At 65.7% G+C, this 12,910-nt stretch carries 11 protein-coding genes; 3 read left to right on the plus strand and 8 right to left on the minus strand.

Going from position 1 to position 12,910, the window contains the following annotated elements:
- Nucleotides 1–26: 26 nt before the first annotated feature.
- From CFB45_RS23910 to CFB45_RS39090, 6 genes are all read right to left on the minus strand, one after another.
- A complete protein-coding gene (locus CFB45_RS23910; protein WP_089427681.1) occupies nucleotides 27–1,418 on the minus strand; it encodes an OmpW/AlkL family protein in 1,392 nt (463 codons plus the stop codon).
- 4 nt (nucleotides 1,419–1,422) lie between these two features.
- The gene (locus CFB45_RS23915; protein WP_089427682.1) at nucleotides 1,423–2,718 is read right to left on the minus strand and encodes an HlyD family secretion protein; all 1,296 of its coding nucleotides are present in this window, start codon (nucleotides 2,716–2,718) and stop codon (nucleotides 1,423–1,425) included.
- Nucleotides 2,719–2,730: 12 nt separating this feature from the next.
- Entirely contained in the window at nucleotides 2,731–3,735 is a 1,005-nt protein-coding gene (locus CFB45_RS23920; RefSeq protein ID WP_179255097.1) for a hypothetical protein, read from the minus strand.
- Nucleotides 3,732–5,852, minus strand: coding sequence for a peptidase domain-containing ABC transporter (locus CFB45_RS23925; RefSeq protein ID WP_089427683.1), 2,121 nt, complete (start codon nucleotides 5,850–5,852; stop codon nucleotides 3,732–3,734). Before CFB45_RS23925 ends, CFB45_RS23920 begins: the two co-directional genes overlap by 4 nt.
- A gap of 145 nt (nucleotides 5,853–5,997) precedes the next feature.
- Complete coding sequence (locus CFB45_RS23930) at nucleotides 5,998–6,183, minus strand: hypothetical protein (RefSeq protein WP_027791386.1); 186 nt, start codon at nucleotides 6,181–6,183, stop codon at nucleotides 5,998–6,000.
- Nucleotides 6,184–6,408: 225 nt separating this feature from the next.
- Nucleotides 6,409–6,582, minus strand: a complete 174-nt coding sequence (locus CFB45_RS39090) for a hypothetical protein (RefSeq protein WP_006495012.1) — start codon at nucleotides 6,580–6,582, stop codon at nucleotides 6,409–6,411.
- Between the two features lie 281 nt (nucleotides 6,583–6,863).
- Here CFB45_RS39090 and CFB45_RS23940 point away from each other — a divergent pair, with 281 nt between their 5' ends.
- Nucleotides 6,864–8,279 carry a TolC family protein gene (locus tag CFB45_RS23940; RefSeq protein ID WP_089429119.1) on the plus strand — a complete coding sequence of 472 codons (1,416 nt, stop codon included), beginning with the start codon at nucleotides 6,864–6,866 and terminating at the stop codon, nucleotides 8,277–8,279.
- A 27-nt stretch (nucleotides 8,280–8,306) separates the two neighbouring features.
- Here CFB45_RS23940 and CFB45_RS23945 read toward each other — a convergent pair whose 3' ends face one another.
- Nucleotides 8,307–8,756, minus strand: coding sequence for a winged helix-turn-helix transcriptional regulator (locus tag CFB45_RS23945; protein ID WP_089427684.1), 450 nt, complete (start codon nucleotides 8,754–8,756; stop codon nucleotides 8,307–8,309).
- 353 nt (nucleotides 8,757–9,109) lie between these two features.
- On the opposite strand from CFB45_RS23945, the gene CFB45_RS23950 reads away from it, so the two are divergent.
- Complete coding sequence (locus tag CFB45_RS23950) at nucleotides 9,110–10,033, plus strand: alpha/beta fold hydrolase (protein WP_089427685.1); 924 nt, start codon at nucleotides 9,110–9,112, stop codon at nucleotides 10,031–10,033.
- Nucleotides 10,034–10,120: 87 nt separating this feature from the next.
- Here CFB45_RS23950 and ggt read toward each other — a convergent pair whose 3' ends face one another.
- Nucleotides 10,121–11,842, minus strand: coding sequence for a gamma-glutamyltransferase (gene ggt / locus CFB45_RS23955; RefSeq protein WP_089427686.1), 1,722 nt, complete (start codon nucleotides 11,840–11,842; stop codon nucleotides 10,121–10,123).
- A gap of 423 nt (nucleotides 11,843–12,265) precedes the next feature.
- On the opposite strand from ggt, the gene CFB45_RS23960 reads away from it, so the two are divergent.
- A complete protein-coding gene (locus tag CFB45_RS23960) occupies nucleotides 12,266–12,790 on the plus strand; it encodes a metal-dependent hydrolase (RefSeq protein WP_089427687.1) in 525 nt (174 codons plus the stop codon).
- The last annotated feature ends 120 nt before the right edge of the window (nucleotides 12,791–12,910 follow it).

Raw genomic sequence — 12,910 nt, forward strand, 5'->3', positions numbered from 1 at the left:
TCATGAAAAAAGGGCCGGCGCGCCGGTCAGAAGCGGAACGCGAGCAGCACGCTGGCCAGCACGGGGTTCGCGGAAATATCGAACGTGTTCGATGCGAGTTGCCGATTCGGCTGGTCGATGTCCAGCGTAATCTTCGTCCGTAACGGGATATAGGTCACCATGCCGGTGATCCAGAACTGGCGCGTGATCTGGTAGCTCGCGCCGACGGTGAACACCGGCTCCCACACGCTCTTCACCTTGGCCGACACATTGGTCTTGCCCGACAGCAGCAGGTCGCCGCCGGCGTCCCAGATCCGCTGGAACAGCGACGGGTCGAGCAGCAGCGACTGCAGGCTGCCGATGTCCGCGCCCGCCGCGAGCAGCCCGCCGAGCGACGCGAGCTTGCGCTGGAACACGGGATTCAGGTTCGTGTTCGTGAAGCGCGTATAGCTGATGCCGATGCCCGCAAACGGGCGGAACCGATCCTCGCGCTCGCCGAGGTAGTACTTGAACACGACGGAGCCGAGCCACGCGCGCGTGGTCGCGAGCGGGTTGCTTTGCGTATTCGCGAGGTCGATCAGCGGAAAGCGCCCCTGGACGCCGGAAAAGATCCGGTCGAGCGGCAACGCGATGCTGCCGTGCCCGCGCAGCGTCAGCACCGGCGGAATGCCCGCGCCGAGTTCGGCCGCCCAGTTCTCCGAGAAAAAGTGGGTGAACGTGAAAGCCAGCGTGTTCGTATTGCTGAGCGACAGGCTCGAACCCCGGTTCTGGAAGCTGTTCAGCCCGAGTGCGTCCGTGTGCGTCGTCACCGGCGTCGATCGGCCGGTCGTGCCGACGAAGTGCCAGCCGAGGCCGACCATGTTGCGGTCGTCGCCCATCAGCTGCGTCAGCAGCGGCGGCGCCTGGGCGGCCGGCAGATCGGGCAGCCGCGACGGGTCGATCGGATGCAGCTCGTACGGCATCCGGTCGGCGTGGACGACACCGCCCGCCGGTGCGTCATCCGCCGTTGCATCGCGTGTCGCGGCCGGCTCGCAACCGCCGGCCGAGCCGTTGTCGTCGAAGCCGATGCCGTCCGCGCCGTCGTCGCGTGTGGCCGCGCATGCGCGCCCCGCCCCGCGGGTCCGCTGACCGAGCGTGATCTTGCGTGCCGTGAACGGTACGGCATCGGCTGGCGACACATCGACCGACTCGCCGCGACCGCCGCGGGCCGGCCCCGGATCAGTCGCCCACGCACTCGCATCGAACCCGTCCGCGTCGCCGCCCGGCCAGAAGCCGATTCCGTCCGCGCCGGCCTGCCAGCGTGGCGCAGCGTCGCCGTCCGGCTGCGGCGCGCCGTGCGCGGCGGCCGCGCACGCGAACAGCGTCGCGCCGAGCCAGCGCGACAGCGGACGCACCGTGCCCGGCCGCGCGCGGCGGCGGTCCTTGTCCCGGCTCGCCATCGGCTCAGGCCGGCACGCCGAACAGGCGCTGACGGATGCGGTACAGCGGCTCGAACAGCCATTCGAGCAGGCTGCGCCGCTCCAGCACGATGTCGGCCTTCAGCATCATCCCGGCGCGCAGTGACAGCGGCCGCCCTTCGAATGCCGGCGTGCGGTCGGCCAGCTCGACCCAGGTCTTGAAGTAGGTCTGCGGCGCGGCGGCATCGCCCGGCAGGTTCAGCTCCTTCGCCGAAAACGCGACCGGCGAGATCGACAGCACCTTGCCGCGATACGTGCCGAACTTCTCGACCGGATAGCTGGCGTACGCCACCTTCACTTCCTGCCCCTTCTTCACGAAGCCGGCCTTCGACGACGGAATGTAGACCTCGGCGATCAGCCCGTCCGCCTTCGCGGGCAGGATCTCGACGACGCGCGTGCCCGGCGGGTCGATCACGCCGCCCTGCACGACGTCGAGCCGCACGATCTGCCCGTCGGCCGGCGCGTACAGCACCTGGTTCACGTTCTCGTCGATGTTGTATTCCTTCGCGTTCAGCTCCTCCTGCTTGATCTTCAGTTCCGCGTTCGCACCGTCGTACTTGCTCTGCATCGTGTCGAGGTCGCCGCGCAGCTTCATCGCGTTCTTCGCGAGTTCTGCGCGGCGCAGCAGCAGATCCTGGTACGCCTGCCCGGCCTGCAGGTACTGCGTGTTGACCTGGTTGTACTGCTCGAGCGTCACGACCTGTTCGTCGAGCAGCTGCTTCACGCGTGCGCGCCGTTCGCCGTACTCGTCGACGATGCGTTTCTGGTCCTGGATCTGCCGGTCGATCAGCCCGCGGCTTTCACCCTGCGCGGCGATCTGCTGGTTGATCTGCTGCACCGACGACTTGTATTCGAGCCGCGCCGCGTCGATCTGCTGCGTGACCTCGACGCGCTGCCGGTCGAGCGCGGCGCGCAGCCCCTGCACGTTGTTCGCCTGGCTCACGAAGCTCGTGTCGCGCGTCACCGCGAGCAGCCGCTGGCCGGCCTTCACGTGCTGGTCCTTGCCGACGTAGACGTCGCGCACGGCCCAGCCCGGCGGCGCGCTGACGCCGATCAGCCCCGAGCGCGGCGTCAGCATCCCCGATACGCTCTCGGTGTTCGCATAGCTCAGCTCGACGAGCGCGGTCACGAACATCGCGAACATCGCAAGCGACAGGTAGCAGAAGAACCGCATCGACACCGGCACGTCGACGACGCCGTGGATCACGGTGCCGAAGGTCGTGCCGCGCGCGAGCTTGCGCGACGGCTTCTGTTCTCGAAGGGCGGAATTCCAGGTCGGCATGGGGCGGGCTCGTCAGGAGCGACGCCGCGCGGCCGCATCGAGCAGCGGCGCCGGCATCAGGTAAGGCGTGAAGTGTTCCCAGAAATGCCACTGCTCGGGCTGGCGCACGAGCGCCTGCTCGAGCCGGTCGACGATGCGCTGGTGCGTCGCGCGCACGGGCGACGCGTCGTCGTCCGCGCCGAGCATCGGCGCGAGCGGGCGGGCCGCGAGTTCGGTGAAATGCACTGCGCAGCGATCGCGGAACGGCACGCCGGTCGCATACGCGACGAGCAGCGGAATCCCCTGCTCGACCGCGAGCTTCACGCCGCCGCCGGCCATCCGCACCCAGCGGCCACCGAGCCGGCAGCGGTTGGTCTTGCCGAACTTGCCGTGCAGGTCGGAGAACAGCAGGAATACCGGCGCCTCGCGCCGCAGGCTCGTGATCAGCCGGCGCAGATGCACGCGCTCCTCGATGTCGATGAACTCGACTTCGCCGGCGCCGTATTCGGCGACGAGGCGCAGTGCATCGTCGAAGAACGCGCCGGGCGCATCGCGGTGCAGGATCACCATCAGCTTGCGGTCGTCGGGAATCATGAAGCGCAGCTTCGTGACGAACAGCATCAGGTTGCCGAAGTGCAGCCCCGCGAGCATCAGCGGGCCGCCGCGCGCGAGCGCCGCCTGCAGTTGCGCGTCGCCGTCGCACGCCATTCCATCGATCATCGACTTCATCGATTCAAGGCTGTGCGACCGCAGCTTGAGCCCCGCGAACTCCGCTTCGAACAGCTCGCGCACGATCGCCGCCGCCACTTCCCGCACGCGCCGCGGATCGTCGTTCAGGTGCGTGCCCAGCATGAACGCGACCGCACGCTCGATCGACTCGCGAATGCACGGAAAGCAGCGCAGGCATGCGCCCGAGCACCAGCGCACCAGCCGCAGCCCGCGCGCGGGCGACGTGCGCAGCGCGACGGCGCGCACCGCGCGGCGCACCAGGAACGCGTACGAGAACGGATTGAGCAGAAAAAGTCGCCCGAGCATCATCGCGTCTCCGCGGCCGAACGCCACGCGTCGGTCACATCGGTCAATACGCCGTCCTGCATCTCGTAGATCCGGTCGACCCTCGACAGGATCGACGCGTCGTGCGTGACGAGCACGATCGTGCACGGCAGCGTCAGCACGTTGCGGCAGATCTCGTGGGTCGTCGCCTGGTCGAGGTTCGACGAAAATTCGTCGAGGATCAGCAGGCGCGGCTCGCAATACAGCGCGCGTGCGATCAGGAGCCGCTGCATCTGGCCGGCCGACAGGAATTTCTGCGTATCGCCGAGCGGCGTGTCGTAGCGATGGTCGAGCCGCTCGATCTCGTCGTGAATGCACGCGAGCTTCGCCGCATCGAACATCGCGCCGATCCGCGGCGCGGGCGCGAAGTTCGTGATGTTGTCGCGGATCGTCCCGCGAAACAGCTGGTCGGACTGCGTGACGGCCGCGAGATGCTTGCGGTACTGCCGCAGGTTCACTTCCGCGAGATCCACACCGCCGACGAACAGCGTGCCGGGCTCGGGCCGCACGAGCCCGCAGATCAGGTTCAGCAGCGTCGTCTTGCCGCTGCCGGTGCGGCCGACGATCGCGATCTTGCCGCCCGCCGGCACGTCGAGCGCGATGTCGCGCAGGATCGGGCGGTTGCCGCCCTTCGGCGTGTACGACAGCGCGCGGATCGCCAGCGCGCCGTCGAAACCGTCGATCGGCCGCACGACCGCGTCCGGCGCGGGCTCCTCCGTCCCGGTCTGCAGCACGTCCGCGACGCGGTCCATGTGCACCTGCAACACCTTGCGGCGCACGTAGAGCTGGATCGAGTCGATGAACTTGTCGGCGAACAGGTTCTTGTACTGGATGAATGCGTAGATCACGCCGATCGTGCTCTGCCCATGCATCACGAGCCACGCGCCGTACGTGACGATCACGAGCTGCTCGACGTGCACGATCCCCTTCGAGATCGCATCGAACAGCAGCTGCAGCCGCTCCTGCTGACGCATCGCCTGCAGCTTCTGCGTGAACGCGTTCACCCACAGGCTGCTGCGCGCGGTCTCGGCCGACAGCAGCTTGATCGAGTGCGCGGAGCGAATGTTCTCGATCAGCAGCGCGTCGGCCTCGGCGCCGCGCGTGAGGATCTGCGACATCGAGTCCTGCAACTGCGGCTGGATCGCGAGCCGGCTCAGCGCAAACAGCACCATCCCCGCGAGACTGATGCCGGCCAGCACCGGGCTGTAGTACAGCATCAGCACGAGCGTCAGCGTGCAGGTGACGATATTGAGCAGCCCGCCGACCAGCCCATCGACGAGAAAGCACCCGACCTCCGACACCGACGACACGCGCGAGATCGAATCGCCGGTGTTGTGGAACAGGAAATAGCCGATCGGCAGCCGCGCGAGATGCCCGACCATGTTCGCCGACAACTGCTGCGACACGATGTTGCGCAGGTAGCTCTTGATGTTGCCGACGAGGTTCGCGTACAGCGTGTCGAACAGGAACACGATCGCGAACAGGATCGTCAGCAGGTACAGGATGTCGACGTCGGTCTTCTTCAGCGCTTCGTCGATCGTCAGCTGTACGTACGACGGGCCGAGCAGCAGCAGGAGCTGCGCGGCGACGCCGCCCGCGATGCCGATCGCGAGGCTCTTGCGGATGCCGGTCAGCCCTTCGAGGTAGTCGCGCAGCCGGATCCGGTCGGCCTGCCCCGACCGCGTGAAGCCGATGTCCGGATTCAGCTCGAGCGCGTAGCCGGTGATGTGCGTGAGCGCCTGCGCGAGCGGCAGCTTCGTCTCGCCGAGCGCGGGATCGACGATGTGCACGCTGCCGTAGCCGACCTTCGTCAGCACGACATAGTGGTTCATCCCCCAGTGCAGGATGCACGGCGTCTTGAGCGCGTCGAGTTCGCCCGCGTCGAACTGCAGCCCGCGTGCGCGCAGGCCGAGATCGTTCGCGATCTCCATCAGGTCGAAGAACGACAGCCCGGAATCGATCCGCACCGGATAGCGGTTGCGCAGCGTGCGCAACGTGGTTTCGCGCCCGTGCCACGACGCGATCATCGCGAGGCAGGCCAGGCCGCACTCCGTCACCTCGTCCTGCAGGATCGGACGGACTTTACGCGTATTGAAGAGCATGGTCGGGCACCCGGGGCGCGACGACGCGCCGCCCGGGCCTGCCGCTAGCGGGCCCGTGGCGGGTCGTGCGCGATACGCATGGGCGCAGCCGGCACGCTGCCGGCTGCGACGGAAGATCGGTGTTACCGGCTGCTGGGCGGGCCGCTCAGCGCGACGAGCCGAGCGACATCCGGAACTGTTCGACGGCGCGGGTCTGGTACTGGGTCATCAGGCCCTGGAGCGTGGTCCCGATCGACTGGTTGACGAGATCGACCGTATAGGCGGCCGAATTGGAGTAAAGCGACGCGCCGCCGCGAATCTGGCGGGCCTGTTCTTCCGTGATGTCTCGCATTTGTTGTGGCCTTTATATTGTCGGAATGCCCGCCACCGTCAGCCAATTGCAATCTCAATGGCCGTCAACTTTATTACGGGGATAATCCGGCACTCCCGCCTCCTGATAATCGCCCGAACCGAAAATAATGCATTCCGGATTCGCTTTATTTCCACTGCGGCGATCGATTCTTTTCCTTCTGTTTCGCAGCATTTCGCGCGGGGGGCGCCTCCCCGCGCACGGCGGTTACTTGCCGGTGTTATTGAACGTCTTCGGGTTCTGCAGGTAATTGCCGAGGCTCGGCAGGAACTGGCCGAGCGCGGTCACCACCGGCGCGGCGTCAACAGCGAGGCTACCCAGCGAGCTGATCGCACCGCCGCCATGCACATTCCTGACCTGTTCCGTCGTCATGACCTTCATCATTCTCTCCTCGTAAAAAATAAAGATGACGCAAAGAACCTTCATTGAAAGACAAACGGCTTTTAATCCCTAGCGACTTGTTAATCTAATAATCACTGCGATTACGAGCCGAAATCAGGCTATCATGCGAGCGCATCGGAATTCAATGGAGGACACACTCTTACAGTGGTGTTTTCCGATGCGCCACGATTGGCAGGCATTCACGCTGTTTGAATTTCAATTTCAATACGTTTAAATCCCGCCGCACTGCGTTGCGGCACGGGCAGGAGACGGAGACGGCCATGTTTGAAACGAGGCGCGCGAATCGCGGATCGGCAACGCGGAATGCGGGTAATTCCCTATCAAGTTTTTCGACTAGGTGGAATCCCCGACTTGCAACCATGACATTGTTCGCTGTAACGATAGCCGGCGTGTCCGCGAACGCGCACGCGTTCTGCCTCGACACCGCGTTCCAGTACGCGGTCGTGCACGATCCGCGCTACCTGCAGGCACGCAGCGAATACGACGCGGCCCGCCAGAAATTCCCCGAAGCGCGCGCGCAGATGCTGCCGCAGGCCGCCGCGCAACTCGAATGGGGACGCTACGGGACGCACGCGAACCTGTTCGGCATCGACGTCAGCGGATCGAGCAATGCCGCATACGGTTCCGCGCAGGTCACGCAGGCGCTGTTCAACGTGCCCTACCTGTACGACATGCGGCGCGCGACCGAGTACGAGGAATCGGCGAAACAGAAGCTCGAGGTGGCGCGGCAGGACCTGATCCTGCGCGTCGCGAACGCGTGCTTCGACCTGCTGAGCGCGCGCGAGAAACTGCAGTCGGCCGACGACGAAGTGAACGCGCTCACCCGGCTCGAAAGCGATACGCGACGCATGGCGCAACTCGGGATGAAGACGATCGGCGATACGGCGGAAATCGAGGCGCGCCGCAGCCTCGCGCAATCCGACGAAGCCCTCGCGCAAACCGACGTCGACGCACGCCGCGCGCGCTACGAGACGCTGCTCGGTTCGACGATCGATTTCTCGCGCTGGCCGCGGCTCGCGATGCGCGGGTCGTCGCCGCGCATTCCGTCGGGCGACTACGCGCCGCAGGACAACCCCGCGTACCGGCAGGCGTATCGCGACGTCCAGGTCGCGCGGCTCGCCGCGAAGCGCGTCAGCGCCGAGCACTTGCCGACCGTCGACCTGTTTGCGTCGTATTCGCGCGGGCTCAACCCGAACCTGCGCGGGCTCACCGATCGCTCCGACTTCCATCAGAGCGCGGTCGGCGTGCAGGTGACGATTCCGATCTTCTCCGGCGGCAGCGTGTACTACCGGCAGGTGGAAGCCGAACACGTGACCGAGCAATACCGCAACCGGCTGCGCGAGGTCGAGGAGCAACTGGGCACCGATCATCGCGAGGCGCTGTCCGCGCTCGAATCGGTCGGCAAGCGCATCCGCGCGCTGCAGCAGTCGCTGCAGGCCGCGCGGCTCGCGTACGATTCGTCGATGAAGGCGCATCAGGTCGGCTACAGCACGACGTACGAAACGCTGAACCTGCGCCGTGAAATCTCGGGCATCCGGCAGAAGCTGTTCGACAGCTATCTCGACGCGCTGAAGCTGCAGCTGAAGCTGAAAAGCGTGCTGGGTACGCTCGACGAACAGTCGTTGATCGCGGTGGACAGCTTCCTCGAAAGCAACGCGGCGAGCGACCGGAGTTGAGCGCGGTGCGAGCCTGGTCGCCGCCCATCAGTCCGGCGGCGGCAACACGACCGTGTCCTCCGGCCCGAGCACGCGCCCGTCCTGCGAACGCAGCTCCAGTTTCCTGACCGGCAAACCGCTCTTCCGGTCGACGAGCAGCACGTGTGCCTCGTCCGGTTCGAAGAAGAAATCCTCGCCCCACTGCCGCAGCGCGACGAGCAGCGGAAACAGGCCGCGCCCTTTCTCGGTCAGCACGTATTCGTGATGCGCACCACCGTCCGCGGCCGGCACGATGTCCATGATCCCGTGCGCGACCAGGTTGCGCAGACGCGCGGCCAGGATGTTCTTGGCCAGCCCGAGATTCCTCTGGAATTCGCCGAAGCGGCACAGCCCGTCGAACGCGTCGCGGACGATCAGCAGCGACCACCAGTCGCCGATCGCGTCCAGCGGGCGGGCAACGCCGCAGGGGGATTCCTCGTGCGTGGTTCGTCTGTTCATCGTTGCATGGGGCGATGCCGTTCCCGGTATGCGGGTGAAACGGCGATCGTTTTCGGTGAAATGAATGGTTGCAATATAAAACTCGTCGAACGAAAGATCAATCGCCCGGCGCCCGACTGTTCGCGATCGCCGAATGGAATGGCCGATTCGGGCCAGATTGGCACTTCAACTCCTATTTCCAGCCGACAAATTCCGGCACTGCTCCTTTCCGATGCGTCATCACGCGCCCACGGCTCGGTCATTCGGTGGCTATCGAGGCAATCTTTTTGGTTGCAACTTGCAACCCGATATCCTACGCTTGGATTCGGTTTCAATTTGAAACCAAACTATCCGACTATCCGAAGGAGCGTTCGATGATCCGGTCCGATGCCACGTTCAACGGCACCTTTCCATTCGCCCCGCATTTCGACGACGCATCCGGCTTCCGGATGCACTACGTGGACGAGGGTCCGCACGACGGCGAAACCCTCCTTTGCCTGCATGGCGAACCCACGTGGGGTTATCTGTTCCGCCATCTGATTGCCGCGCTGAGTCCGACGCACCGCGTCGTCGTCCCCGATCACATGGGCTTCGGCAAAAGCGCGACGCCGCAGGACCGCAGCTACTGGCTGCAGGACCATATCGACAACCTGGAGCGCTTCGTGCTCGCGCGCGGCCTCGATCGCATCACGCTCGTGATGCACGACTTCGGCGGCCCGGTCGGCATGGGGCTGGCCGCGCGGCATCCGGACCGCATCCGGCGGATCGTGTCCGCGAACGGGCCGACGCCGTTCGGCCAACCCGATCTGGTCGAGCGACTGAACGCGAACGGTCGCACTGCGCCGTGGTTCCAGTGGATCGCACGCGCGGCGGCGGACGATACGCTGGAGACGGTGCTCGGCCAGCTCGGCTTCAATATCCTGAGCACGCTGAAGCTGAACGGGTTCGAAAATCACGCGGTGATCAACGACACGTGGATCGCCGCATACGGTACGCCGTTCGCGCAGCCGGAGGACTGCGTCGGCGCGATCGGATGGGCCCGCGGGTTTGCTGCTGGCGCGCACCGGTTCGAGGAACCCGATGCGGCGGCGCTGCGCGCGATACGCGACAAGCCCGCGCTCGCGATCTGGGGAAACGCCGATCGAACGCTCGGCGCCGAACACTTCCTGCCGCTCTTCACGGCACTGTTTCCGTCCGCGCCCGTCGAGCGGCTGGCGGGCGTCGGACATTACTGCTTCGAGGATGCCCCCGACGCCATCGCGGCGCGCATCGCCGAATTCATCCGGACCACCGGCTGAGTGCGTTCCGCAGCCGGCTGCACGACACCCGGCTGCGGAACATGGCGTGCGCGGCCGCCTTCGCACCCGCGCACGCGCCCCTTCACGTCAGTGGATGATCCGCGTCACGCCACGCCCGCGCGGATCGGCCATCGCCTCCGGCGTCTTGCCGTCGATCTTGATCACCTGGATGTCGCCGCTGAAATCCTGCCCCTTCAGCGTATAGCCACGCGCCTCGATCTGCTTCGCGAGTTCGCCTTCGATCGGGTGGTACGGCTCCCAGAAGATCGTGTTCGGCGGCAGCAGCTGGTGATGGAAGCGCATCGCGCCGACGGCCTCCTTCAACGGCATCTTGAAGTCGTAGATGTTGTTGATCACCTGGAAGATCGACGTGAAGATGCGCGAGCCGCCCGGCGTGCCGATCACGAGCGACACCTTGCCGTCCTTGGTCATGATCGTCGGCGACATCGACGACAGCGGGCGCTTCTTCGGTTCGATCGCGTTCGCATCGCTGCCGACCACGCCGAACATGTTCGCGACGCCCGGCTTCGCGGAGAAGTCGTCCATCTCGTCGTTCAGCACGATGCCCGTGCCGTCGGCGATCACGCCCGAGCCGAAATAGCCGTTGATCGTGTACGTGTTCGACACCGCGTTGCCCCACTTGTCGACCACCGAGAAGTGCGTCGTTTCAGCCTTCTCCGGCATCGTCGTGCCGAGGCCCGGCTGCACGCTCTTCGTATCCGACGGCTCCTTCGGGTTGACCTCGCCCGCCCGCTTCGCGATGTACTTATCGTCGGTCAGCTGCGCGATCGGCACCTTGTAGAAATCCGGATCGCCGAGATACTGCGCACGATCGGCGAACACGCGCTTCTCGATTTCCGCGACGAGGTGGATGTACTGCGGCGAGTTGAGCTTCACGCCCTCGAAGTCCTGCTTGAGGTCGGCCTTCATCTTCAGCAGCTGCACGAGGCCGATGCCGCCCGAGCTCGGAGGCGGCGCAGTGATCACGTCATAGCCGTTCCACTTCGCCTGCACCGGCTGGCGCCATACCGCGCGATACTGCGCGAGATCCTCGGTGGTGATCAGCCCGTTGCCGTCGCCGGTCTTCATCGACGCGGCGATCAGCTCGGCCGTCTTGCCCTTGTAGAAACCTTCCGCGCCGTCATTCGCGATGCGCGTGAGCACGTCGGCGAGATCCGGCTGCTTGAAGTTCACGCCCGCCTTCAGCCCGGAGAAATACTTGTCGAAGTTGGTCTTGCCGCCGAACTCCTTCGATGCGTCGACGCCGCGCTGTGCGAGCTGCTCGTCGACGACGAAGCCGTCACGCGCATAGTGGATCGCCGGCGCGAGCACCTGCTTCCACTTCAGCTTGCCGAAGCGCTTCTGCGCTTCCCACATGCCCGCGACCGTGCCCGGCACGCCGACCGCGCGCGGGCCGTACAGGCTCATGCCCTTGACGACGTTGCCGTCCTTGTCGAGATACATGTCCTTCGTCGCGGCAAGCGGCGCGCGCTCGCGGTAGTCGATGAAGTACGGCTTGCCGTCCTTGTAGATCGTCATGAAGCCGCCGCCGCCGATGTTGCCGGCTTCCGGATACGTGACGGCGAGCGTGAACGCGATCGCGACGGCCGCGTCGATCGCGTTGCCGCCTTCCTTGAAGATCCGCTCCGCGGCATCCGCGCTGTACTTGTCGGCCACCGCGACCGCCGAACTCGTCAGGATGGCCGGCTGCGGCCCCTTCGCATAGACGGGCGCGTTCGGCAGGAAGCCGATGCCGGCCACCGTCGCGAGCACGACAGCGGATGATTTGAAGCGATTCAGCGTAGTCATTGCACGTCCCCCATATGGATCTCCTTCAGGCAGGAAAAGCACCTGTTCCGCTCATGGCCGCCGGCGCGCCGACGGCCATCTCCGGTTTCGTAGTATAGGGGGACAAAAAGGGTCGAACACGGGGCGTGCAACGAAAGCGCATTGTTATCTGCCCTCGGTCATGCCGCGGCTTCTGAACATGCATGCAGATCGGTCGAAATTGCACACGGTGCGCGTCTGCCGTGTACGTCCGCGGCACCCGTCATCACGCAACGCACAAAAAACCGAAAGTTGCGAACTGCGTGGAAAGCCGCGCGGCACGTGCAAAAAAATCTGCCAACGTCCCTCCCGCTGCATGGGCCGATCTGCGAAGATAGCGCCCCGCTTTCGCGGTGCATCATTTTTCGCGCACGCATCGCTTCACGTTTCTTCGTCTCGCTTCCTATGGCATCACACAATGCGCATCATGCGTCCGGCTTCGCGGCCGGTGTCGCCGCAGCCGTCCTCGTCGCACAAACCGGCGCGACCGGCCCGTGGCATTCGAGCCTGTTCGCCGCGTTCGCGGCCGGCGTCGCGGGCGGCACCGCGCCCGACTGGCTCGAAGTCGCATGGTGGAGCCGCAAGCGCCGCCTGTGGATCACGCATCGCACCGTCACGCACTGGGGCATCGGCTGGATCGCGCTGCTGGCGCTCGGGTGGCACGGGCTCATCCATCATCCGCATCCGCTGTGGGCCGCGCCGCTGTTCGGCTTCGCCTGCGGCGGCGTGATGCACCTGCTCGCCGACTGGCCGAACCCGCTCGGCGTGCCGTGGATCTGGCGGCGTCACTCGCTCAACCTGTGGAAGAGCGGGCGCTGCGACCTGATCGTCGTGGCCGCCGCCTGGGGCGGCACGCTGTGGCTCGCGCAGTCGCTGTGCTCGCGTGCACCGCTGCTCGAGCACTGGCTCGGCTGGCTCAATCGCGTTTGATTGCAATTCGACGCAATTCGGCACGCGATCGGCGTGCCGACGCGCATGCAACTTTCCGTTCGTTGAAAGTACGGTGACGGCCCCCATCTGAAGCGGAATCGTCGCCACACGTGCCCGGCG

Source organism: Burkholderia sp. HI2500, assembly GCF_002223055.1.
Lineage (GTDB): Bacteria > Pseudomonadota > Gammaproteobacteria > Burkholderiales > Burkholderiaceae > Burkholderia.